Source organism: Janthinobacterium sp. 1_2014MBL_MicDiv, from assembly GCF_001865675.1.
Classification (GTDB): Bacteria; Pseudomonadota; Gammaproteobacteria; order Burkholderiales; family Burkholderiaceae_D; genus Janthinobacterium.
In genome coordinates, this window is record NZ_CP011319.1 from 2754010 (window position 1) to 2777308 (window position 23299).

General features: G+C 65.4%; 24 protein-coding genes. 13 read left to right on the forward strand and 11 right to left on the reverse strand.

What is annotated here, in order from left to right:
• Positions 1–19: 19 nt before the first annotated feature.
• The 3 genes from selD to YQ44_RS12060 form a co-directional block, all read right to left on the reverse strand.
• A complete protein-coding gene (gene selD / locus YQ44_RS12050) occupies positions 20–1075 on the reverse strand; it encodes a selenide, water dikinase SelD (protein WP_071323589.1) in 1056 nt (351 codons plus the stop codon).
• A 45-nt stretch (positions 1076–1120) separates the two neighbouring features.
• Positions 1121–2212: a tRNA 2-selenouridine(34) synthase MnmH gene (mnmH, locus tag YQ44_RS12055; RefSeq protein WP_071323590.1), complete on the reverse strand. Its 1092-nt coding sequence runs from the start codon at positions 2210–2212 to the stop codon at positions 1121–1123.
• A 74-nt stretch (positions 2213–2286) separates the two neighbouring features.
• A complete protein-coding gene (locus YQ44_RS12060; RefSeq protein WP_071323591.1) occupies positions 2287–3420 on the reverse strand; it encodes an FAD-dependent oxidoreductase in 1134 nt (377 codons plus the stop codon).
• 101 nt (positions 3421–3521) lie between these two features.
• Here YQ44_RS12060 and YQ44_RS12065 point away from each other — a divergent pair, with 101 nt between their 5' ends.
• Positions 3522–4205: a TetR/AcrR family transcriptional regulator gene (locus YQ44_RS12065; RefSeq protein WP_071323592.1), complete on the forward strand. Its 684-nt coding sequence runs from the start codon at positions 3522–3524 to the stop codon at positions 4203–4205.
• Here YQ44_RS12065 and YQ44_RS12070 read toward each other — a convergent pair.
• Positions 4202–4891 (reverse strand): LrgB family protein, encoded by a 690-nt coding sequence (locus YQ44_RS12070; RefSeq protein ID WP_071323593.1) that lies wholly within the window; start codon positions 4889–4891, stop codon positions 4202–4204. The two genes, YQ44_RS12065 and YQ44_RS12070, sit on opposite strands and share 4 nt — an antisense overlap.
• Positions 4888–5346, reverse strand: coding sequence for a CidA/LrgA family protein (locus YQ44_RS12075; RefSeq protein ID WP_083411788.1), 459 nt, complete (start codon positions 5344–5346; stop codon positions 4888–4890). The genes YQ44_RS12070 and YQ44_RS12075 overlap by 4 nt, the downstream gene beginning before the upstream one ends.
• A 103-nt stretch (positions 5347–5449) precedes the next feature.
• On the opposite strand from YQ44_RS12075, the gene YQ44_RS12080 reads away from it, so the two are divergent.
• From YQ44_RS12080 to YQ44_RS12110, 7 genes are all read left to right on the forward strand, one after another.
• Positions 5450–6358 (forward strand): LysR family transcriptional regulator, encoded by a 909-nt coding sequence (locus YQ44_RS12080; protein ID WP_071323594.1) that lies wholly within the window; start codon positions 5450–5452, stop codon positions 6356–6358.
• A 25-nt stretch (positions 6359–6383) separates the two neighbouring features.
• Complete coding sequence (locus YQ44_RS12085) at positions 6384–7202, forward strand: glutaminyl-peptide cyclotransferase (protein ID WP_071323595.1); 819 nt, start codon at positions 6384–6386, stop codon at positions 7200–7202.
• An 81-nt stretch (positions 7203–7283) separates the two neighbouring features.
• Positions 7284–8144: a hypothetical protein gene (locus YQ44_RS12090; protein ID WP_156894803.1), complete on the forward strand. Its 861-nt coding sequence runs from the start codon at positions 7284–7286 to the stop codon at positions 8142–8144.
• Positions 8141–8794, forward strand: a complete 654-nt coding sequence (locus YQ44_RS12095; RefSeq protein ID WP_071323596.1) for a hypothetical protein — start codon at positions 8141–8143, stop codon at positions 8792–8794. The genes YQ44_RS12090 and YQ44_RS12095 overlap by 4 nt, the downstream gene beginning before the upstream one ends.
• Positions 8795–9077: 283 nt before the next feature.
• Positions 9078–11102 carry a ferritin-like domain-containing protein gene (locus tag YQ44_RS12100; protein ID WP_071323597.1) on the forward strand — a complete coding sequence of 675 codons (2025 nt, stop codon included), beginning with the start codon at positions 9078–9080 and terminating at the stop codon, positions 11100–11102.
• On the forward strand, positions 11102–12031 hold the full coding sequence (gene bufB / locus YQ44_RS12105) for an MNIO family bufferin maturase (protein WP_071323598.1): 930 nt from the start codon (positions 11102–11104) through the stop codon (positions 12029–12031). The genes YQ44_RS12100 and bufB overlap by 1 nt, the downstream gene beginning before the upstream one ends.
• The gene (locus YQ44_RS12110) at positions 12024–12899 is read left to right on the forward strand and encodes an HvfC/BufC N-terminal domain-containing protein (protein ID WP_071323599.1); all 876 of its coding nucleotides are present in this window, start codon (positions 12024–12026) and stop codon (positions 12897–12899) included. The genes bufB and YQ44_RS12110 overlap by 8 nt, the downstream gene beginning before the upstream one ends.
• 77 nt (positions 12900–12976) lie before the next feature.
• On the opposite strand, the gene YQ44_RS12115 is transcribed toward YQ44_RS12110, so the two are convergent.
• The gene (locus tag YQ44_RS12115; RefSeq protein ID WP_010398340.1) at positions 12977–13225 is read right to left on the reverse strand and encodes a DUF3297 family protein; all 249 of its coding nucleotides are present in this window, start codon (positions 13223–13225) and stop codon (positions 12977–12979) included.
• 137 nt (positions 13226–13362) lie between these two features.
• Here YQ44_RS12115 and YQ44_RS12120 point away from each other — a divergent pair, with 137 nt between their 5' ends.
• The 3 genes from YQ44_RS12120 to YQ44_RS12130 all read left to right on the forward strand — a co-directional run bounded on the left by YQ44_RS12120 (position 13363) and on the right by YQ44_RS12130 (position 15649).
• Positions 13363–13743, forward strand: coding sequence for a hypothetical protein (locus YQ44_RS12120; protein ID WP_083411790.1), 381 nt, complete (start codon positions 13363–13365; stop codon positions 13741–13743).
• Between the two features lie 14 nt (positions 13744–13757).
• Positions 13758–14078, forward strand: a complete 321-nt coding sequence (locus tag YQ44_RS12125) for an immunity protein Imm33 domain-containing protein (RefSeq protein WP_232251266.1) — start codon at positions 13758–13760, stop codon at positions 14076–14078.
• A gap of 95 nt (positions 14079–14173) precedes the next feature.
• Positions 14174–15649 (forward strand): serine hydrolase domain-containing protein, encoded by a 1476-nt coding sequence (locus YQ44_RS12130; protein WP_198043919.1) that lies wholly within the window; start codon positions 14174–14176, stop codon positions 15647–15649.
• A 20-nt stretch (positions 15650–15669) separates the two neighbouring features.
• On the opposite strand, the gene YQ44_RS12135 is transcribed toward YQ44_RS12130, so the two are convergent.
• Positions 15670–16242, reverse strand: a complete 573-nt coding sequence (locus tag YQ44_RS12135; protein ID WP_071323601.1) for a type 1 glutamine amidotransferase family protein — start codon at positions 16240–16242, stop codon at positions 15670–15672.
• A gap of 265 nt (positions 16243–16507) precedes the next feature.
• Here YQ44_RS12135 and YQ44_RS12140 point away from each other — a divergent pair, with 265 nt between their 5' ends.
• Positions 16508–18181 carry a phosphoethanolamine transferase gene (locus YQ44_RS12140; protein ID WP_071323602.1) on the forward strand — a complete coding sequence of 558 codons (1674 nt, stop codon included), beginning with the start codon at positions 16508–16510 and terminating at the stop codon, positions 18179–18181.
• Between the two features lie 74 nt (positions 18182–18255).
• Here YQ44_RS12140 and YQ44_RS12145 read toward each other — a convergent pair whose 3' ends face one another.
• The 4 genes from YQ44_RS12145 to YQ44_RS12155 all read right to left on the reverse strand — a co-directional run bounded on the left by YQ44_RS12145 (position 18256) and on the right by YQ44_RS12155 (position 21488).
• Positions 18256–19029 carry a ferredoxin--NADP reductase gene (locus YQ44_RS12145; RefSeq protein WP_071323603.1) on the reverse strand — a complete coding sequence of 258 codons (774 nt, stop codon included), beginning with the start codon at positions 19027–19029 and terminating at the stop codon, positions 18256–18258.
• Positions 19030–19293: 264 nt separating this feature from the next.
• The gene (tssA, locus tag YQ44_RS12150; RefSeq protein ID WP_071323604.1) at positions 19294–20094 is read right to left on the reverse strand and encodes a type VI secretion system protein TssA; all 801 of its coding nucleotides are present in this window, start codon (positions 20092–20094) and stop codon (positions 19294–19296) included.
• A 56-nt stretch (positions 20095–20150) separates the two neighbouring features.
• Positions 20151–20360, reverse strand: coding sequence for a cysteine-rich CWC family protein (locus tag YQ44_RS28235; RefSeq protein ID WP_083411792.1), 210 nt, complete (start codon positions 20358–20360; stop codon positions 20151–20153).
• Between the two features lie 3 nt (positions 20361–20363).
• Complete coding sequence (locus YQ44_RS12155; protein ID WP_071323605.1) at positions 20364–21488, reverse strand: acyltransferase family protein; 1125 nt, start codon at positions 21486–21488, stop codon at positions 20364–20366.
• Positions 21489–21790: 302 nt separating this feature from the next.
• On the opposite strand from YQ44_RS12155, the gene YQ44_RS12160 reads away from it, so the two are divergent.
• On the forward strand, positions 21791–23296 hold the full coding sequence (locus tag YQ44_RS12160; RefSeq protein ID WP_071326438.1) for a DASS family sodium-coupled anion symporter: 1506 nt from the start codon (positions 21791–21793) through the stop codon (positions 23294–23296).
• Positions 23297–23299: the final 3 nt, after the last annotated feature.

A 23299-nucleotide genomic window follows, 5' to 3' on the forward strand; every position in this document is an offset into this window, starting at 1 on the left:
CTTTGCAAAAAAGTATTCATTAAAATACGGAAACCCCGGTGTTGCCTTCCTGCATCTCGCCGATCACGGTTGCCTCGGCAAAACCTTCGGCACGGAAAATCGCCAGCACCTGTTCGACGGCTTCCGGCGCGCATGCCACCAGCAGGGGACCGGCCGTCTGCGGATCCGTCAGGATGGCCTTGTCGATGGCGCTGAGGGCATCGTCGAGCTGTACCTGCGCGCCATAACCTTGCCAGTTGCGGCCCGAGGCGCCCGTGATGTTGCCGTTTTGCGCCAGTTGCTGTACCTGCGGCAGCAGCGGCACGTCGCGCATGGCGATGCGCGCCTGCAAGTTGGCGCCGCGCGCCAGTTCCAGCGAGTGGCCGAGCAAGCCGAAGCCCGTCACGTCCGTCAGCGCATGCACGCCGTCCAGCAGGGCCAGCTTCTTGCCCGGGGTATTCAATTTGGTGGTGTTGTCGATCAGCGAGGCGTAGCCGCCCGCATCGAGCGCATTCTTCTTCAGCGCGGCCGACAGGATGCCCACGCCGATCGGCTTGCCCAGCACCAGCTTGTCGCCGGCGCGCGCGCCCGCGTTGCGCTTCACCTGCGACGGGTGCACGAGGCCCAGCACGACGAGGCCGTAGATCGGCTCGACGGAATCGATGGTGTGGCCGCCGGCGATGGGGATGCCGGCCTGGGCGCAGATGGTTTCGCCGCCTTTTAATATCAGGCCGATGGTTTCCACCGGCAGCTTGTTGATCGGCATGCCGACCAGGGCCAGCGCCATGATGGGCGTGCCGCCCATGGCGTAGACGTCGGAAATGGCATTGGTGGCGGCGATGCGGCCGAAGTCGAACGGGTCGTCGACGATGGGCATGAAGAAATCCGTCGTGGCGATCAGCGCCTGCTCGTCGTTGAGCTGGTAGACGGCCGCGTCGTCCGAGGTTTCTATGCCGACCAGCAATTCCTTCGGCAGGGGGAAGCCGCCGCTGCCTTTCAGGATGTCGGCCAGCACGCCCGGCGCAATTTTGCAGCCGCAGCCGCCGCCATGGGCAAATTCGGTCAATCGGATGGGGCTTGGAACGCTATCGGACATGGTCTTCATCCTGCTGAAATAAGTAATTAGATGGCAAGCCAGGCATCACACGGCGCTGGCGGTACGTTGTTCGCCGACGATAGCACATAATGCGCGCGCGGCTTGCTCAAAGGCATGTTCTGAAATATCGGGCAAGACCAGCGGCGTCGCCTGCGCGTAGCGGCTGAAATTGCGCGCGATCGATTGCCGGTACACGGGGTCGTAATGCTGGACCAGCAATTCCTCCACCAGCTCGGCCATGCGGCCCGCCGTCGCCAGTTGCTGCCAATGGGCGATTTTCTCGCGGCCATGCAGCTGCGTCAACAGGGCCAGCTGCACGTTCAGGCGCGCCGGGTCGCCGACGAAATGCGCGTAATCGTCCATCAGCAGGCGCACGCGCTCGCCGATATCGAGCCGCACGTCGGTGCAGGCGGCCGCGCGCATCTTTTCCATCAGCGCGTCGGGCACGCGCAAGCGGCCCACTTTCTTGCTTTCGGATTCGATGAACACGGGGAGTGCCGGGTCGAAATGGCGCAATTGCTGCCACAGCGCGCTTTCAAACGCCTTTTGCGATGGCTGCTCTTCTTCCGGCAAGCCGCCCAGCACGGAGCCGCGGTGGGCGGCCAAGTGTTCCAGGTCGATCACTTGCGCACCCTGGCGGTCTAGTACCTGCAGCAGGCGGCTCTTGCCGCTGCCCGTGGGGCCGCACAGCACGTTGATGAAATCGAAACGCTCAGGCAGGGTGGCCAGCTCGGCGTTCACGTGGCGCCGGTATTCCTTGTAGCCGCCGTCGAGCTGGGTGACGGGCCAGCCGATGCGCGCCAGGATATGCACCATGGCGCCGCTGCGGTTGCCGCCGCGCCAGCAATACACGAGCGGTTTCCAGTGCTGCGGATGGCCGAGGAAGCCGTCCTCGATATGCCGCGCAATATTCTGCGCGATCAGCGCCGCGCCCAGCTTCTTCGCTTCGAAGGCGCTCGCCTGCTTGTACAGGGTACCCACGCGCACGCGCTGCTCGTCGTCCAGCACGGGCAGGTTGATCGCGCCCGGCAAGTGGTCTTCCGCGAACTCGGACGGGCTGCGCACGTCGATGATGGCATCGAATTCGGTCAGGCGGGGCAGGATATCGCTGAAAGGCAGGACTGCGGGGTATTTCATCGTGGCGAGGGCGCTGGCAAGGGGAAACGCATATTATCCCCGATAAACGCCCGTGCCGTCGGTGTTTGCGCCGCCTAGCCTGGTTCTTGCTGCTCCGCAAAGAAATTGAGCAGGCTGTGCGGCGCGTCCTCGCCAAAACACAGGCTGAAGACGCGCCCGGACTCCGCCGCCGCCGCGCTGCTGCGCGCAAACAGCGCCGTTTCATACGCTTGCAGGGCCGCTTCCACGTCGCCGGGATGGGCCGCCAGCGCCTGCGCCAGCTCGGCGCCGTCGAGCATGGCGAGGTTGGCGCCTTCGCCGGCGGGCGCCATCAGGTGGGCCGCGTCGCCCAGCAAGGTCACGCCCGGCACGCGCCGCCAGGCATGGTCGGGCGGCAAGGTATGCACGGGACGGGGCACGGGCGGCGTCTCGCCATCCGTGATCAGCGCCGTCAGCGCCGGCGCCCAGCCGGCAAATTCCGCGGCGACGCGGGCGCGGGCGGCCGCGGGATCGTCAAAGTCGATGCCGGCCAGCCATGCCTCCGGTTTCTGCAAGGCCACATACGTATGCAGCACGCCATCGGGCTCGCGGTGGGCCTGGATGCCCTTGCCGGGCGCCAAGGCAAACAGGGCGCCGGCGCCCACGGCTTGCGCGCTGGCCTGGTGCTGGCGGTCGCTATCGAGCAGATATGTTTCAATGAAGGACACGCCCGAGTACACGGGCTGCGCGCCGGACAGCAGGGGGCGGACCCGGGACCAGGCGCCGTCCGCGCCCACCAGCAGATCGGTTGTTGCCGTCGCGCCATCGGCAAAGGTCAGCCGGTGCCTGCCTCCGCCCAGCGCGGTGGCGGCCGCAAGCCTGTGGCCCCAGCGCACGGTGCCGGCCGGCAGCGAGTCGAGCAGGATGCGGCGCAGCGCGCCGCGCGGCACTTCCGGACGCCCGCCCGTGCCATCGTCGCCCTCGTCGAGCAAGACCGTGCCGTGCATGTCCAGCACCCGGCTCGCTTCGCCGCCCGCGTGGATGATGGCGCGGAACGCGTCATACAGGCCGGCCGCCCTCAGCGCGCGCTGGCCATTCTCTTCATGAATGTCGAGCATGCCGCCCTGGCCGCGCGCCTGCGGCGACGCATCCGCTTCATGGATGGTGGCGGCGATGCCGTGGACATGCAGCACGCGGGCGAGCATCAGCCCGCCCAGGCCCGCGCCGATGATGGTGATGTGTGGATGCATGGGAATTCCTTAAGGGGAGGGGCGGGAGCGTTCAACCACATGAATGGAACGGTGTTCCACAAGAATTTTGCGGCATCGCATCATCTGTGTCAAGATAAGCGATGCTGAAAAATGTAACGAAACCACCACGGCGCGACGCCTCGCTGACGCGCGACACCATCATCGATGCCGCCATCAGCCTGCTGGACACGGCCGGTGAGAGCGGCCTGACATTCCGCGCCCTGGCCGCGCGTCTGGCCACGGGGCCGGGCGCGATTTACTGGCACATTGCCAACAAGGACGAGCTGTTCACGGCGGCCAGCGACAGCGTCGTCATGCGCGCCATGGATGCGGTCTTGCCTGGCGCCACGCCGCCAGCCTGCATCCGGGCCGTGGCGCTGGCCGTGTTCGAGGCGATGGATGCGCATCCGTGGCTGGGCTCGGCGCTGGCGCGCGCGCCGGGCCAGTTGCCCACCGTGCGCATCCTCGAGCGCCTGGGCCGGCAAGTGGACGCGCTGGGCGTGCCGGCAGAGCGGCAATGGCTGGCCGCCTGCACGCTGCTCAATTATCTGCTGGGCGTGAGCGGGCAGAATGCGGCCAACGCCGCCATCGGCCGCGCGAGCGGCCTGGACAGGCCCCATTTCCTCGACAGCCTATCGGCCGCGTGGTCGCGCCTCGATGCGCAGGCGTTTCCGTTTGCGCGCAAGGTGGCGGGGCAGTTGCGCGCGCACGACGACCGCGAGGATTTCCTGGCCGGCATCGACCTGATCGTGCATGGCATGCAGGCGCTGCAGGCGGGCCGCTAGCCCAGCAGGCGTCCCAGCAGCGGCGCCAGCAAGACCGTCACGACGCCGGAAAAAATCATCGTCAGGCTGGCCACGGCGCCTTCTTCCGTGCCCACGCGGCGCGCCACGGACAGGCCGAAGCCGTGCGCGGCCGCGCCATACGGGGCGCCCCGGGCGATGCGCATGCGCAGGGGCAGCAGTTTCAGCAGCGGTTTGCCCAGCATCAAGCCAAACAAGCCCGTCATCACGACAAAGATGCCCGTCAGCTGGGCCGAGCCGCCCATGTGGCGCGACGCTTCCAGCGCGAACGGCGTCGACACGGAACGCGCCAGCAGGCTGCGCGCCATGTCGCCGTGCACGCCCAGCAAGCGGTCCAGCAGCAGGGTGGCGGCGACCGAAGCCACGATGCCGGCGCAGCTGCCCAGCGACAAGGCCAGCCAGTGCTTGCGGATCAGTTTGCGCTCCTGGAAGATGGGCAGCGCGAACGCCACAGTGGCAGGCCCCAGCAGCCAAGGCAGCCAGCGCGTCTCGCCGAAGTACGTGGCGAACGGCGTCGCCGTCGCCTGCACGATGACGATCAGGATGGCCGAGGTGCAGATGGCCGGCGTCAGCAGGAAGTGCGGGTGGCGCTTGTGCACGGCCTGGTTGGCATAGAACAGCACCAGGGTCAGCAGCAAAAACAGCAGGGACAAGACGAGGGTGCTCATGCTGCTGCCCTGGCATTGCGCTGGCGCCGCAGTGTTTGCAGGCGCAGCCGGCGCTCATAGCGGCACACCCATTCCACGGTCAGCGCCGTGGCCAGCATCACGCAGGCAAAGCCCAGGCCGATGTTCACGAACAGCATCAAGCCCTGTGACTTCAACAGCTGCGTAAATTGCACCACCGATACCACCAGCGGGATGAAGAACAGCAGCATATTGGCCAGCAGCCAGTTGGCGCCCAGCTCGATGGCGGCCGGCCGCACCCAACCCGCCAGCAGCAGGGCCACCAGCACGAACAGGCCGACGACGCCGCCGGAAAACGGCAAGTGCAAGGCGGCGGCCGCCTGGTCGGCCAGCCACCAGGCGGCGATCAGCACGCCCACTTGCCACAGCGTCTGCGCCGGCTGGCGCCAGGCGGGCATGGAGGGCAGGGTGGCGACAGGATGGGGGACGGCTTTCACGGCGGGCTTTCAAGTTGCAGGGGGAAGTTTTCATTGTAGGGATTGCACATCAAAAGATAAAATGACTTAAACTCATGATCATCATTCGATATTGGAATGCATCATGGATATCCGCTCCCTGCGCTACTTCGTCGAAGTGGTCGAGCAGAACAGTTTTACGCGCGCGGCCGCCCGGCTGCACGTGACGCAGCCCACCGTCAGCAAGATGATCCAGCAGCTCGAACAGTCGCTGGACCTGGCCCTGCTGGACCGCGCCGGCAAGCGCTTTACCCTGACGGATGCGGGCCAGGTGGTGCTGTCGCGCGCGCATGAGCTGCTGGCCCTGCATGCGGAACTGAAGGTGGAATTGCGCGACCTGCAGCAGCTGGAGCGTGGCGAGCTGCGCGTGGGCGTGTCGCCGCAGACCCATTCCACGCTGGCGCCGTGGCTGGCCGAATACCACCAGCGTTATCCGGGCATCGAGCTGAAGATGTATGAAAGCGGCACGCAAGCCATCGAGCGCGACTTGCGCACGGGCACGGTGGAGCTGGGCACCATGCTCGACTACCCGGGCAATGCAGCCACCTGGCAGGATTTCGACGCCTTGCCCCTCGTGCGCTCGCCCCTGTGCCTGCTGGCACCGGCCGACAGCGTCTGGCGCGGCCGCGCGGCCGTGGCCCTGGCCGAGCTGGCCGACAGTCCCTTCGTGTTCTACGGTGCCTCGTTCGCCCTGAACGACATCGTGCTCGACGCCTGCCAGCGCGCCGGTTTCGTGCCGCGCATCGCCGGCCGCAGTGGGCAGTGGGATTTCATCGCCTCGCTGGTGCGCCTGGGCGTGGGCATCTGCCTGCTGCCGAAGATGTATTGCGACACGCTCGACGCCGCGCAATTTGCCGTCATCCCGCTCGAAGGCCCGCCCGTGGAGTGGAATTTGATGCTGGCCTGGCGCCGCGGCGGCCGGCTGTCGTTCGCCGCGCGCGCCTGGCTCGATCTCGTCAGGGCGCACATGGCGCCGCCCGGGCGATTACAATAGGCGCTCGCCAACTACCGCCAAACACATGAAGAACATCGGTAACGCCAAACTCAAGCGCACGGCAGGCTCATTGCTGCTGGGATTGCTGTGCACTGTGGGCCTGATGAGCGAGATGGGCCATGCCCAGGCCGCCATTCCCGTTTATGGCTACTTCGTCAAGAATAGCTATCCGCACGATCCCCGCGCCTTCACCCAGGGCCTGCTGTTCAAGGATGGCCACCTGTATGAAAGCACGGGCCAGAATGGCCAGTCGTCGTTGCGCAAGGTGGACCTGGCGACGGGCAGGGTGCTGCAGCGGGCCATGCTGGACAAGAATGTGTTTGGTGAAGGCATCACGGCCGTGGGCGACGAGATCCTCGGCCTGACGTGGACGTCGCAGACCGGCTATGTGTTCGACCAGAAAACCTTCCAGCTGAAGCGCACTTTCAGCTACAAGGGCGAAGGCTGGGGCCTGGCCAGCGACGGCAAGGCCGTTTACATGAGCGACGGCACGTCCGCCATCCGCGTGCTGAACCCGAAGACCCTGGCCGAGGTGCGCCGTGTCGAGGTGAAGGCCGAAGGCCGTCCCATCGAGCGCCTGAATGAACTGGAAATGGTCAATGGCGAGCTGTTCGCCAATGTATGGGGCGCGGACGTGATCGCCCGCATCGACCCGGCCAGCGGCAAGGTGGTGGGCTGGATCGACCTGACGGGCCTGCTGCCGCCCGAACAGCGGGGCACGGCCAATCCCGACGCCGTGCTCAACGGCATCGCCTGGGATGCGCGCGGCAAGCGCCTGTTTGTCACGGGGAAATTGTGGCCGAAGCTGTTCGAGATCGAGCTGATCGAGATCCAGCGCCATTGATGTTTCCTGCGGGACAGTGTTGCTGGGGATGAATCGTTTATGATGTTCATCCTTCGCCCGGTGCGACCTTTACAGGATGCCATGCTGTCCCTACCTTTACGCCGCCTGGCGGCTGCCGCCGTCCTGGCCGCCGTCATCTTGCCCGCCGCGCAGGCGCAAACACCGTACGTGCCGGTGAGCAAACAATATGGCGACTTCGTCGTCACCAACGACCGCCACGACCCGCTCGTCACCTTGACTTTCCGCAAGCAGGGCTATTGGCCCGGCGGCGCGCGCGAAGTGGTGGAAGTGCGGCCCCTGCCGGCCACGCGCGAAGGCCAGCCCATGCTGCTGGCGTTTACCAAGGGCTATACGGGCCAGGGCACCATCCTCATCGGCGTGCAGAACGGCGAACCGCTGATGCGTCCCGTCAGCCCCCTGCAGCGCGACAGCATGGTGCGCACGGAGCGCGACCCGGAATGGGGCGTGCCGCAGCGGGGCCGCGACAGCCTGCTGCTGTTTGCCCGCGACGGACGGGCGCTCGATACGCGCACGGGCGAGCTGCTGTGGTTTGACGTGCAGGGCGTCGTCACCGGCGATTATCCGAATGCCATGCTGGTGTCCGTCTCGCCCGACAGGCAGCGCGCCGCCTACCTGTCGAATGCGCTGACCAAGGTGAAGATCATCGTTGCCACGCGCGACGACGGCATCGCCGGCGCCCTGGCCTTGCCGCCCGATACCTACCAGCGCTGGCTGAAGCCGCTGTCGGACAAGGCGTCCGAGCAGGCGCACGTCGCCATCAAGGCGGGCAAGGGCCGCACGGATTCGAACCGCATCCGGCGCGAACTGGAACTGGCCTGGTTTGGCGAGCAATTTCAATGGAAACAGGGCCAGCACGGCTGGCAAGTGACGGGCCTGGGCCTGACGACCACGCCTGTCGCCGCACAAGGAGCACAGCCATGAAAATCCATCACCTCCTCTGCGCCTGCCTTGCCGCGGGCTTGCTGGCCGGCTGCGTGCATGGCGAAATGTTCCCCAGGGATTACCTGGCGCAAGACATCGACAGGCAGCAGGCGTTGCTGGAACTGGACGTCGCCTTCGAACAGGCGCCCGACTACAAGCTGACGTCGCGCAGCTCGGCCCGCGCCGACGGCAGCCTCGAGTACTCGGGGGCTCCGCATATCGTCGTGCCGTTCTACCAGAAGGGCCTCGGCTTCGACCAGGGTTTTGCCGGCACCTACATCTTTGCCGTCGTGTATCCGGTTGCCAAGGTCGAGACGGCCACGGCCAGCAGCCGCGTCTTCGGCCAGCAAGTCGATGGATCGCAGCAGGGCGGCCAGCGCTACCGCTTCCGCGTGCCGGGCAAGGCGCAGTGGAACAGCAATGAAACCTTCATGCTGAGCTTTGCGCGCAAGGACCGCCGCGAGGAAATCACCTTCCGTTTCAGCAACGAAAAAAGCTGTCCATCCGCCTTCAAGGCCATCACGCCACGCTATGGTTTTCCGATCAGCGTCAGCGCCACCTTCAAGGATGGCAAGGGTTGCCTGAAAGTGTGCGACAGCCGCGACCAGTATCCGGGCTTCTGCGCCTTCCAGCCGCCGCCAGCCGCCTGACTATCATCATGCAAGCCACGCGCCGGCGCTTGCCGGCGCGGCGCTTATACACGTGCGCCTGGCCGGAAATCTCTCCAATTGTCATCGAATTGCGCATAAACCCCACCTTTTGCCAGGCTAGCCTGGCTGGAAATTGACGCAGATCAATTCCCGCATCGGCATGCAACTCTTGCCGCAAAAACATCTTTCCTAAGCGTATTATATTCTTGCCGTTTTCAGCGCACCTTGCATGGCGCGGCGACGGCCTGACATCCGAAACGCCTCATCCCGTGGAGAGACCAGAATGAAAATGCCCGTGTTAGGAAGTACGCAAGCCGCCATTACCAACCGCCCGCTCGACATGCTGGCCACCGACACGGCGGCCGTGCGCGCCATTGCCCAGGCGGCCGTCAGCGTCGAGCTGTTCACCATTCCCCTGTACATGGCCACCATGTATTCGATCCAGGGCACGCACCAGATCAATTCGCAGGGCATCAGCTATTACGAGGGCCGCCAATGGCCGGGCATGGGCACCACGGCGCGACCGGAACTGGCGGAACAGAAAGCCTTCAACATCATCTTCAGTGTCTTCATCCAGGAGATGCTGCACCTGCAGATGGCCGCCAACCTGGCCACGGCCATCGGCGCGGCGCCGTGCTTCACGGGCTCGGAACTGCAATCGCAGGAGCATGGCTGGACCTGCTATGGCAAGGACTGCACGGTGATTCCGCACATCGTCGACTTGCAGGACACGTCCGGCTACCGCCATGTGCGCGTCAACCTCGAGGAATTGAACGGCAACCAGTGCGACCTGTTCCTTGCCATCGAGCAGCCGGAAGAACAGGCGCGCGAACAGTTGCGCGCGTTCGACCGCCAGGATCACACGAAATACTTCCCCGACGTGCCACTTGCCGGCTGGACACCGGGCAAGCATGTGCACGACCTGCCCCTGTTCGGCACCATCGGCTATATGTACGAGTGCTATGCGCGCTATATCAGCATCGAATACACGGACGGCGAGGCGCTGTGGCAAAAGCTGTTCGTCAACGGCTCCGTGCAGCAAGACATGTTCAACAAGAAGGTCGATGGGCATGAACAGGCCGAGTTTCCCCGTTTCGACACCTGTTTCGGTCCGCAAGAGCAGGATGGCGGCCTGACCGGCTCGTTCAACAAGGCCATCGACATGATGGCGGCCATCACCGACCAGGGCGAGGGCAGCGAGACGGCCATCAAGCGCTACCGGCGCGACGCGGCCGCGCGGCTGATGGCAGTGCAGCCCGACTACCGCGAAGACCTGGCGGCCCTGAAGGTCGATTACCCCTCGTACTCGAACGATGGCAAGGAGGCGGCATCGCGCGATGCGGCCGCGCGCCACGACAGCGCGCCGTTCGACCATTACGAGCGCTTTGGCCAGGTGAAGGACATGCTGCCCGTGAAAACCTGGGCCCAGTGGCACAAGGAGGGCCACCGCTGGGACGAAGCCATGCTGACCAACGAGCGCTATCACAAGGCGACGGCGCCGAAGAATATTCCCGCGCCGGGCGACGTGGCAGGCGCGCTCAACCGCCTGAAGGACACTGCCGGCACCTTGAAGATGCTGAGCACGGTGGCGACGGGCGCCATCTATGGCATCACGTCGGTGCTCGACACCTACTGGCAAAAGCAGGGCACGGAGTTCCCCTACCCGTCGATGGTGGGCGCGGGCGACCGCATGGCCATCTGCTGGGCCGTGCTGGGCCAGGCGCCGAACCTGGCGACGGGCGTGCCGGTGGCCGAGAAGGGCGTGCTGTACCACGCCTGCCAGGGCATGCACCTGGCAGGCGAGGCGTCGTCCACCTGCGCCGCACTGGCCGTCTACCATACCTGCCGCGGCTCCAACGGCTGCCATGCGCAGGGCGGTTGCGGCTTTGCCCAGCCGGACACGGGCGGCTCGTCCTGCGGCCATTCGGTGAAAGCCGTCGCGGCAGCGGGCAATCTGTGCGGCACGCCCAAGCCGGTTCCGCCAGGCAAGCAAATCTATAGCGCGCCCAGCGACAACAAATGCGCGACGTTCGGCGGCTGCGCCGTGCCGATCTCGGCCTCGCAGCTGTATCCGAACACCACCAAGACGCAACCGCCCGAGTCCGCCACCATGGTGCTGTACGATTTCGGTCCCGCGCCCGATCACCACCCGCAGCCGCTGCAGCAGACCCTGACGTTTTCGCTGGGCGACAATGTCTATGACAAGGCCTGGGAAGCCTACGGCAAGGTGATGGCGGCGCGCGGCACGCCCGTGGGTGCGGCGCCGGCGCCCACCGACCTGCGCCTGGCCTTGCCGCCGTCGACCTGATGCCGGCCGCCACGACCGGCGCGCCACCGCGCCTGGGCCTGCCGAACCTGGGCCTGGGCGTGGGGCTGCGGCCGCAGCACTATGAGCACATCCTGCGCCACGGGCCGCAGGTGGACTGGTTCGAGATCATCAGCGAGAACTTCATCGACAACCACGGCTATGCGCGCCATGTGCTCGAGCGCGTGGCGGCGCAGGTGCCCATCGTCATGCATGGCGTGTCGCTGTCGATCGGCAGCAGCGCGCCCCTGGACCTCGCGTATCTGCGCCAGCTGCGCCAGCTGGCGGCCGAGGTCCGGCCCGCGTGGATTTCCGATCACCTGTGCTGGACGGGCGCCGCCACCCTCAACAGCCACGACTTGCTGCCGCTGCCGCTCGATGACGCCAGCCTGCGCCATGTGGCCGCGCGCGTGCGCCAGGTGCAGGAATTCCTCGGACGGCCATTGATCCTGGAAAACCCTAGCACCTATGTGGAATTTTCCCGCTCCAGCATGCCGGAATGGGAATTCCTGGGGCGCCTGGCCGAGGACACGGGGTGCGGGCTCTTGCTTGACGTCAACAATGTCCACGTGTCCGCGCATAACCATGGCTTTGACGCGGCGGCCTATATCCGCCAGTTGCCGCACGACCGCATCGTGCAGCTGCACCTGGCCGGGCCCACCGATTGCGGCGACGTGCTGGTCGACACGCACGACGCGCCCGTGCCGGCCGCCGTCTGGCGCCTGTATGCGCTGGCGCAGCAGTTGACGGGCGGCGTGTCGGCCTTGCTGGAGTGGGATGCGAAGATTCCGCCGTATCCGCAGCTGCTGGCCGAACTGGACAAGGCGCGCGCGGCCGAACGGGGCGTGTTTGCGCAGGACGCCATGGCGGCGGCCACGGGCGGCGCCACCTCGACGCCGCTGGGCTTTCACCTGGAGGCCATCCATGCCTGAACCAGTGGTCCTTGCCCTGTCCGCGGCCGAGGCGCCGCTGGCGCAATTGCAAGCCTGGTTCCTGACGGCCATGACGGCGCCGGGCGGGGCGGCGCGCGGCGTGGCACTGGCGCAGCAGCGCCACGGCCTGGCGCCGGGGCACGTGCTCAAGGGCGGCGAACAGGGCGTGGCGCGGCTGCGCATCCATGCCGACGGCTATGTGCAGCGCCTGCTCGAATGCCTGCAAGCCGACTATCCCGTCTTGCGCAAGGTGATGGGCGACGAACTGTTCGATTTCTTTGCCCGCGCCTATATCTGGCGCCACCCGTCCACGTCCACGACCTTGCATGACCTGGGCGCCGGCTTTGCCGGCTTCCTCGCCGCCACCCAATCTGGCGCCGGTGCGCGCGCCGAAGCGCTGCGTTTCCCCATTGAACTGGCGCAGCTGGAGCGGGCGCGCAGCGAGGCGGCGCGGGCGCCGGGACTGGAAAATCAGCCCCAGCCGCTGCTGCCGCCGGGACTGGAGTTGCTGCTGGGAGGGGCGCAAGCGTGGCGCATGGCGCCGTGCACGCGGCTGCTGGCCGTGACGTTTCCCGTTTGTGCCTTCTGGGAACAGTTGCAGGCGGCGCCAGAAGGCGAGGCGCCGCCCGAGCCTGCGGCGGCGCCCGGGTTTGTCGCGATAAGCCGCCTGCATTATCGAATTGTCATGCATGCGGTGCAGCCATGGCAATGGTACTGGCTGCAGGCGCTGGCGGACGGGGCGTCGCTTGCGCAGTGCGCCCGGCGGGCCGCCGTGGCCAGCGGCAGGCCACAGGACGAGGTGCTGGCGGACGCCATGTTGTGGCTGCCAATGGCGGCCGCGGCCGGCCTGATCGCGTGTGACGCCTGAACAGGAGGCGCGCGCGGCAGGCGCAAAAAAGGCCGATGGATATCGGCCTCGATGGGAGTGCGGTGCTTAGCGGTGAATTAGCGGTAAAACGCTTCGACTTTGCCCTTCAGCTTGATCTGCAGCGGACGGCCGCGGCGATCGAGGGACTTGGTGGAAGCGACCTTGATCCAGCGTTCGCTGATGCAATATTCTTCCACGTCAAGACGCTCCTTGTCGTTGAAGCGGATGCCGACGTCGTTTTCGAACACGGCTGCAACGTGGTAAGGGCTGCTAGGGTCGATCGACAGGCGATCGGGCAATGGGGGTAAGGTGGTGGTATCGTTCATGGCCGCAATTATCGCCCAGAATGCCAATCCAGACAACGGGGTTTCGCATGCCCGCCCGCCGCGCCGTCACGCCAGGCGGGACGCCGCCGCCTGCCGCGCACTATAATGGCGCCTGCCCTAGCGAGAGGAGTCAGCATATGGAAATGGCAGTAAGCGACAGTCTGCGGCGGCAGGCATATGCGCTGGCCGAGGCCTTCGTGCAGGCGCTCGACCGGCGCGATCCCGTTGCGCTGCAGGACGGCTGGGCCATGTCGCCCGCGCTGGCCGGGGAAATCGTCGACATGGTGGACGGTTATTTTGCGCCGCGCCAGCGCCTGTCCCTGGCGCCCCTGGCAGATGCCTTCATGGCGGGCAGGGGCGGGCGTCCGCCCGTCGATGTGTATGCCACCGATGCCGGCCCGCTGGGCATGGAATGCCTGCTGCTTGCCGACGGCAAGCCGGACGAAGCGGTCCTGCACCTGGAAGTGTCCGGCCACGATGGCGCCTTGCAGTTATCTTATAAATACATCGGTTCTTAATAGAAATGAACGACATGGTCAGCGAAAGACAGCAGCGCATCTGCGATAAATTTGATTTGCCGGCGCAGGCGCCCGAACCCATGGTGGCCCTGGCCATCGGCAGCCTGGCGCAGTCGCCCATCTATGGCACGCGCGTCGCGTTGCCCGAGAATGGCACCATCAGCTGGTTCATCCATTGCGGCGAGCACGACGACGCCCTGGACTTTTACCAGCCCCTGCATGCGGAACACTTGCACGAGATGCTGCCGCAGGTGCTCGATTACCTGGCCTTGCCCAGCGGCGCCAAGTTCATCCTCGACCGGGAAGGGTACGAGGATGTGTGGCTGGAAGTATAGGTTTCTAAGTAGCAAGATTCTCGTTGACGTTGGTAAATAGGTATGTGATGCTGCGCGGTCCGTTTCTTTACCTTCGTCCTCGAGAAAGAACCACCATGCCCGTACGTTTCCCCGCCGCCATCTTCGTCATGGCGCTCGCCGCCGTCCCTGTTGGCGCCATGGCAGCCAAGGCTGCGCCGTCCAGCCAGCAGCAGTCCGCCCGCGCGGAACACGATATCGCCGCCTTCCTGCGCAGCGAAATGCAGGAACGCCAGATTCCCGGGCTGCAACTGGCCGTCATACAGCGGGGCAAGGTTGTCCTGGCGCGCAATTTTGGCGTGGCCAGCCTGCAATACCAGGTGCCGGTGACGGACGCCAGCCTGTTTTCCATCAATTCGGCCACGAAAGCGTTTGCGGGCGTGGCCGTGATGCAGCTGGTGCAGCAGGGCAAGATCGACCTCGCCGCGCCGATCGGCAACTACCTGCCGCACTTGCCCCCTGCGTGGCAAGCCGTGACGGTGACGCAGCTGCTCAACCATACATCGGGCTTGCCCGACGTGCTCGATCAGCGCAGCGGCAAGCTGGTGGGGCCGCAGCCGGACGATGCCGATGCGGCATGGACAGCCGTGCAGGCGCTGCCGATGGATTTCCAGCCGGGCACGCGCTACCGCTATAACCAGAGCAATTATGTGTTGCTGGCGCAATTGATCGAGCGTCAGGGCGGCCAGCCCTTCGTCGACTTCGTCCAGCGCCACCAGTTCGACGTGGCCGGCATGCGGCACAGCGGCTTTGGCGATGCGAAGGACGTGGTCGCCAACAAGGCCAGTTCCTACGTGCTGGCCCGGGGCGGCAAGGGGTACCGCAACGTCATCGAGGATTTCCCCGTCTTCATGCGGGCCGGCGCCGGCATCAACAGCACAGCGGGCGACCTGGCCAACTGGCTCATCGCGCTGCAGTCGGGGCGCCTGCTGGCGCCCGCCAGCGTGGAGAGGCTGTGGCAGCCGACGACTTTCAGCGATGGCAAGCCGGCGCCGTGGGCGCTGGGCTGGCCCACCATCCGCCGCGACAGCCACCGCGCCGTGGCCGGCATCGGCGGCGCCCGCTCGGCATTCTATGTGTATCCGGACGATGGCCTGGCCATCATTATCCTGAGCAACCTGGCCGGCGGCCAGCCGGAACAGCTGATCGACAGCGTGGCCGGCTTTTACATCCCGGCACTGCGCCAGCAGAGCGGCGGCGCCTATGCCGCGCACCTGTTGCGGCAAAGCCTGGGCAATGGCGCGTATGCGGACCTCGGGCAGAAGCTGTCGGCCATCCGGCAACAGCACGCCTTGCCGAATCCGCCGGAAGACGACTTGAATGCCTGGGGCTACCGCCTGCTGGCGCGCCAGCAGCCGAAGCAGGCCGTGGCCGTGCTGCAACTGGGCGTCCAGCTGTATCCGGACAGCGCGAATGGCCACGACAGCCTGGCCGAAGCATTCGAGGCGGACGGTGCCACGGCGCCAGCCATCGCGCACTACCGCCGCTCGCTGGAACTCGATGCGGGCAATGCGCACGCCGTGGCGCGCCTGAAAAGCCTGGCCGCCCACTAGCCGCGCGGGTCGGGGGCGCGTCAGCCCTGCTTGCCGTGTTCGGCCCCGTGCATGGCCAGGTAGGCTTGCAGGTTGTCGTCGTCTATGCCCAGGGTGCGCAGGATTTGCGCCGTGAAGGTGACGGGCGCCGTGCCCGGCGCCGTGATGATGCGCTGGTCGGCCACGGCCCACGGCACGTCCTGGTACAGGGCGGCGCCCGCATAGCCGACGGCTGTCAGGTTCTCGGCGGAATTGGAAGTGTGGCGCACGTTGTCGAGCACGCCCGCTTGCGCCAGCACGCGGGTGCCGTCGCAAATGCCGGCCAGCACGATGTTTTTGTCGCACGCGGCGCGCAGCAGGGCGCCCAGCTCGGGTGCCTGCGGCGTCTGCCAGCTGCTGCCGCCGCAAACGATGAGCAAGTCCAGTTCCTCGAGTGAAATGGCTTCCAGCGCCAGCTGGGGCGTGACCAGCATGCCGCCCGACGAGGTGACGGCACGGCCGCCCGGCGTGGCAAACTGGGTATAGAAGCCGTAGTACAGGCGCGCCGTGGAGTTGACCAGGGCGGTTTCCCAGTCGGCGAAGTTTTCGGTAAGGATGGTGATGGCGCGTGTCATTGCAAGATCCTGTCTCAGGTGGTGTCGGCATGGTACGGGCCGGCTGGCCCGTTGGTGGCGAAATCATAATAAAAGGTACTGACAGTTTCTGTCAGGAGCGCAGCCATGGCCCCAGGCTCGCTGCCTTGGGCCGCAGATGCTATCGACAAGAAATGATGATACAAACCGCAACAAGCTGCGCTACAATCGCGCACCCGTCCACGCGGACGGTGCCGTGTCGCCCGTAATCATTCCTGCAATCTATCTCTAGCCAGCCATCGCCGCCATGCTGATCCTGTTTTGCCGTGTCCTGCTCAGCATTGCTGGCCTGTTCGTGTTCTTCCTCCTCGATCAGTTAAGCGCGAACGAATTCGCCAAGCTGGGCGTCCTGCTGGCCGCGCTGCTGCTGGGCGTGGGTGGCGCGCTGAACGCATGGGGCTGCCGCGACGGCGCCATCACGCTGCTGCTGCGCATTGCGCTGCCCGTGTTTTATCTGGATGCTGCCATCAAGGGCTTTTTACGTGGCTATTTTGGCATGCGCCCCAATCCGAATGCGGTTTTGCAGGCAATGTTTGCGACAGATCAAGCGGAAACGGCGGAATTCTTCCAGCATAACAGCCTGGCCCTGCTGCAGGCGGCCGGCTGGTTTGGTGCGGTGACGGCGGCCGTCATGCTGGCCGACCACTGCCTGCAGCGCCGGCAGCGGATGCGCGCCATGGCGCCGGTGGCGCCGGGCCCATGGCAGCGGGGCTTTGCCGTCTTCATGTGCGTGTTCCTGGTGCTGCTGCACGTGAATACCACCATGCGCCGCGAAAACCCGCTCCTGTTCTGGCCGCTGCGCTTCCAGCAGTACGATGCCCAGCTCGAAGCGATGCAGGCCATGCAGCGCGCGCTGGCAACGAAGATGGCGTCGCCGCCGGACTGGCAGGTGCGCTACGCGGGCGAGGACGCGCACACGGTGATCCTGGTGATCGGCGAAAGCACGAACCGCGCCTCGATGTCGCTGTATGGCTACCCGCGTGCCACCACGCCGCAGCTCGACGCCATGCGCTCGCAGTTGCTGGTATTTAATGACGTGATTTCACCGGCCTCGAGCACGGTGGAATCGATGATGACGATGCTCACGCCGGCCGACATCGGCAATCCGACCGCATGGATGGCCAAGCCGAACCTGCTGATGCTGGCCGAGGCGGCCGGCTACAAGACATTCTGGGTGTCCAACCAGGCGCGCAACGATGGCTGGATAGGCTTGCTGGCGGGCGAGGCCGATGAAAGCGACTTCATCAACTTCGGCATCGGGCGTGGCGAAAACAATTTCGATGGCAACCTGTTCCAGCCATTTGGCCATGCCTTGCGCGACGAGGCGCCGAAAAAGCTGATCGTCGTGCACTTGCTGGGCGCCCATCCCAGCTACGACATGCGCTATCCCAGCCGTTTTTCGCATTTCGACAAGCAACGCGACACCGTCAGCGCGCAGATGGCCAGCCAGGGCCGCTCCGCGTGGATACGCAACCAGCGCGACGAATACGACAACGCCATCCGCTATGGCGACTATGTGCTGGGCAATCTGATCGCCATGACGGACCTGGCCAAGTCCGACCGCGCCGCCTCGCTGCTGTTCGTCTCCGACCACGGCCAGGAAGTCGGTCACAGCCGCAATCACGCCGGCCATTCCGCGTCGGACAAGAGCGGCTATGAAATTCCGATGCTGATGTGGAGCAACCGGCAGCTTGGCCAGTCGAACGTGGCGCGCGCCGCGCTGGAAAGCCGGCCGTACCAGACGGACAAGCTCGATGCGACCGTGCTGGGCTTGCTGAAGATCGAGACGCGCTACTATGCGGCGCACGACGATATCCTCAGCAACGCCTTCACGCCCGTGCCGCGCTTCATGAACGGCGTGCACTACCAGCGCGGCGCGGTGCGGCCGCAGGCGGCGGGCCGGCAAGCCATCCTGCGTTGAGGGTGCGCTGAAACGACAAGGGCCCGGCGCCGCCGCGCAGTGCGGCGGGGCCGGGCCCCAACGGTGCTAGCCGATTACTTTTCGGCGAATGCTCGCTCGACAACAAAGTCGCCTGGCGTCGAGGTGTTGCCTTCCTTGAAACCACGCTCTTCCAGCATGTCTTTCAGGTCGCGCAGCATGTCCGAGCTGCCGCAGATCATCACGCGGTCTTCGGCGGGATTGAGCGCAGGCACGCCCAGGTCTTCGAACAGCTTGCCGGTTTCGATCAGTTCGGTGATGCGGCCCATGTTGCGGAAGTCTTCGCGCGTCACGGTCGGGTAGTAGCGCAGCTTGTCGCTGACCATTTCGCCGAGGAACTCGTGGTTCGGCAGATGCTCGACCAGCAGGTCGTGGTAAGCCAGCTCATCGACCTGGCGCACGCCGTGCACGAGGATCAGCTGGTCGAAGCGCTCGTAGATGTCCGGATCGCGCACGATGCTGAGGAAAGGCGCCAGGCCGGTGCCCGTCGACAGCATGTACAGGCGCTTGCCTGGCAGCAGGTAATCGGAGACCAGGGTGCCCGTCGGCTTGCGGCCGACGATGACAGTGTCGCCCACTTGCAAGTGCTGCAGGCGCGACGTCAATGGACCGCCCGGGACCTTGATGCTGAAAAATTCCAGGTGGTCTTCGTAATTGGCGCTGGCGATACTGTAGGCGCGCAGCAATGGCTTGCCGTCGACGCGCAGGCCGATCATGGTGAAATGGCCATTCGAGAAACGCAGCGACGGGTCGCGCGTGGTGGTAAAGGAGAACAGGGTATCCGTCCAGTGGTGCACGCTTAATACGCGCTCTTCATTCATCGAACTCATAGTGTTTGTTGGCTGGTCAAAAAAATGGTTAGTTGCTGGCAACTGCTGGCAAAAGTGAAACCCTGTGTAGGCCCAGACGCTATTGTACTGGCGTCCACACGAAATTGTTACCGTCTATCGCCGCCATTGCTGCCGCACGCGGTGCCGACATTATAGTGCGAATGGCAAGGCGGGGCTGGAATTCGCCCGGAAACACGCGGCCGGCATGCGCTCTCTTGACCTGGCTCACTTTTTCTCCTGGCCAGGTATCGCCGGGCCGGGCCGTCAGGCGCCGCGTGCCTGCAGTGCCGCCGCGGCCACGTCGCGCATCTGTTGCAGGACGGCCGCCAGCGCGCTCAGGCTGGGGCTGTCCTCGCCAAACTGCTCGTCCAGGCAACCAGCCAGCGCGTCCAGGCTGATCAGTGCCTCGTCCAGCCGCGCCTGCAGATCCAGATAGAACGCCGCAGGCGTGGCGGCCACGGCAGCGGCGAGCCCGGCAAGGTCAGGCCCCGCATCCACAGCCACTTGCTCGCCGCCGTGCTGCCGCAGCTGTTCCTGGCGCCGCGCCCGCTCCCAATCGGCAAGGGCAAAGGCGGGCTCGCCGGAAGTGAGCGGCAGCAGGCGCAAGTCTGGCAGCAGCTTTTCATTGAGCCTGCGGAAGATGTTCGCGCGGTGCTCGTCGTCGGCCGGGTACAGCGCCTGCCAGTAGCGCGCGCACAATTGCTGCAGCAGGCTGAAGCCGGGGGCGAGGGCGTCGACACCCGTGCGATGGACTTGCGCCTGCAGCAGCCATGCCGCCAGTTGCAGATCCTTGCTGTCGTGCGTCAGCGCGTGCGCGGCCAGCCCGGCCACGCGCTGCCAGTCGGCCTGCCTGAGCTGATGCTCCCAGGCGCCCATCGGCAAGCTGGCATCATCGTGCCGGCGCGCCTGTTCGATGGCGTGGTACACGGGGCCGCCGCGCAGCGGGGTGCCGGCGGGAGCGGCGGCCGCGGTGGACGCATCGAGGGGAGCGATCAATTGTTCGAAGGAAAAGCCCGTGTTCGCCTGGAAATAGGCATGCGCGCGGCTGGTATGTGCTGGAGTCATGGCGTCCTAGCCTGGATGGCAAAAAGCATAGTTTGCCATTGCCACAAGGCAAAGTGCTATGTTTTTATGCCGCAGCGCCGGCAGATGCAGGCCTTGCCCCGTTGTTCGGGCGGCACGCGGGCGCGCGCGGCCGCGTCAATGGGCTGCGCCTGGCACCAGCAGGGCGTGGCAAAGCTGCCCGACCGGGCCGGTGCGCAGCCGTTCGGGCCGCCGCACAGGGGGCAACGGTGCTCCGGGGCGGGAACGCCTTTTAAAGGGGCCTGCATCGCCTATGGTACGCAGGAAGGCGCGGCCGTGGCGCTGCGCCGGAAGCGCCGGCGGATGGCGGCGTTGGCCGGCTCGGACAGGTAGCGGGCGACGAGGGCCGCCGCCAGCGCCGTCGCGGCGAGGAACACCAGCAGCCAAGGCAGGCGCTCCGCATAAGCGAGGCCCGCCTTGTCGACGACGTTGCGCATGCCGGCCAGCACGATGATATGGAATAAATACAGTTCATAGCTGTGGCGTCCCAGCCACTGCAGCGGCGCGAACCGGGGCGGGCGGGCCCCCTGTGCGGTCGTGCCGCCCAGGATGAAGGCGGCGCTGGCCACGGCGATCCAGGTAAAGCCAAACACTTCGTGGCCGCCGATGCCGCGCACATACAGCGCCGCCAGGGCAAGGCCGGACAGCAGGCGCAGCAGCTGGCCCTGGCGTGGTCGCAGGCGCACGGATTGCGCCAGCAGGGCCGTCAGGCAGCCGATGGCGATGGCGTCGAAACAGGCGAAATAGCCGTACATGAAGTAGATTTCATTGTCGGCGTGCAGGCTGCGGTAGGCGGGCCCGGCCACGATGGCGGCGCCGCACAGCAGCAGGATCCAGTGTCGCTTGCGCAAGAGCCGGCACGACAGCGGCAGCAGCAAGTAAAACATTTCCTCGACCGATAGCGACCAGTACACGTTCAGGCAGTAATTGAAATAGCCGGCGCTCTGCATCAGCACGTTGTGCCAGAAGGTCAGCACGGAAGCGATGGCGATGACGAAATAGCTGGCCGGCAAGTCCTTGCCGCCGTCCGAGTTGGCGAAGAAGGGCACGTCCAGCGTTCCCAGCATGACGATGATGGACAGGGCCAGCAGCAGCGACGGCAGCAGGCGGGCGATGCGGTAGACATAGAAGGCGGCCAGGTCGATGCGCGCCAGGTCGCCCCAGCGGCGCAGCGACGTCGACGTGATCAGATAGCCGGAAATGACGAAGAACATCGTCACGCCATAATTGCCCTGATAGGCGGCGCGCAGCAGCCAGCCGGGCAAGGCTTCGAGCGGGCTGTTCTTCAGGCCGTAAGCCAGCGCGAAGTGCAGCACCAGCACGCACAGGATGGCGGCGCCGCGCAGGGCGTCGATATGGCTGTTCCGGGTATTCAATGTGCATCCTTGTCGCAAGAGGGTGGCGGGTACGCGCGCGGCCAGCGGCCTATGCCGGCTGGCGACTGAAGGGGCAATTATGCGACACGTGTCGCTCAAAGGTCAACGATTTTCAAGATAGTGGGCAGGCAATGGTGCTACAGAGCAAGGGGCGGTGAAGTCTTGCGTGTATGATATTGCCGAACAGAATTGTTGGGCATCTGTCATCTTCAAAGGCGCGTTTTTCCCGCGCGTCCGCCCGAGACTCTGCGCGCACGATGCCGCTTGCCAGGATGCCTGACCCACAGTGAAAGGTAACGATGATGTATAAGACAGTGCGCGACATGTTCCTGCATTTCAAGGAAGCCGTCCCATTCCGGCTCGTCCCGGCCCTGATTTGCACTGCCTTGCTGGTTGGCATGTTATTGCTGCCGGCGCCGGAAGGCTTGACGCCGAAGGCCTGGGGCCTGGTGGCGATCTTCCTCACCACCATCCTGGCGATCATTTTAAAAGTCATGCCCATCGGCGTGATGGCGATGATGGCCATCGTCATCGTCTCGCTGTCGCAGGTGACGTCGACCTCGTCCAAGGGCGCCATCACGGATGCGCTCAGCAGTTTTTCGAATCCCCTGATCTGGCTGATCGTCGTGGCCATCCTGATTTCGCGCGGCCTGAAAAAGACGGGGCTGGGCAGCCGCATCGGCCTGCTGTTCATTTCGCTGCTGGGCAAGCGCACCATGGGCATCGGCTATGGCCTGGCCATCTGCGAACTGGTGCTGGCGCCCTTTACGCCGAGTAACACGGCGCGCGGCGGCGGCATCGTCCACCCCGTCATGAAATCGATTGCCAACGCCTTCGACTCGGATCCGGCCAAGGGCACGGAAAAGAAGGTCGGCACCTACCTGGCCCTCGTCAATTACCACGCCAACCCGATCACCTCGGCCATGTTCCTGACGGCCACGGCGCCGAACCCGCTGGTGGTCGACTTTGTCGCCAAGGCCAGCGGCCAGGCCTTTCACCTGAGCTGGACCACCTGGGCCCTGTGCATGCTGCTGCCGGGCCTCGCGTGCCTGCTGGTGATGCCGCTGGTCATTTACTGGCTGTCGCCGCCGGAACTGAAGGCGACGCCGGACGCCGTCACCTATGCGAAGGCGGAATTGAAAAGCATGGGCCCGCTGTCGCCGTCGGAAAAAGTCATGCTCGGCACCTTCGGTTTGCTGCTGCTGTTGTGGGCCAACGTGCCCGCCATGCTGTTCGGTCCCGCGTTTTCGCTCGATGCGACGGTGGTCGCCTTCGTCGGCCTGTTCGTGCTGATCATTACCGGCACCATAGCCTGGGACGACGTGCTGTCGGAAAAGAGCGCCTGGGACACCCTGGTGTGGTTCGGCGCCCTGGTGATGATGGCCGAGCAACTGAACAAGACGGGCGTGATCGCCTGGTTCTCGGCCGGCATGAAGGCGGCCATCGTCGCCAGCGGCATGGACTGGCTGCCGATCGCGGCCGTGCTCGTGCTGGTGTTTGTGTTTTCGCATTACTTCTTTGCCAGCACCACGGCCCACATCAGCGCCATGCTGCTGGCCTTCCTGACCGTCGGCCTGCACCTGATCCCGGCCGCATACCACGTGCCCTTCATGCTGATGATGACGGCCGGCTCGGCCATCATGATGACCCTGACCCACTATGCGACGGGTACGTCGCCCATCATCTTCGGCAGTGGTTTCGTGACGATGGGCAACTGGTGGCGCGTCGGCTTCATCATGTGCGTGCTGGAACTGCTGATCTTTGCCATCGTCGGCACCACGTGGTGGAAGCTGCTCGGCTACTGGTAAGGC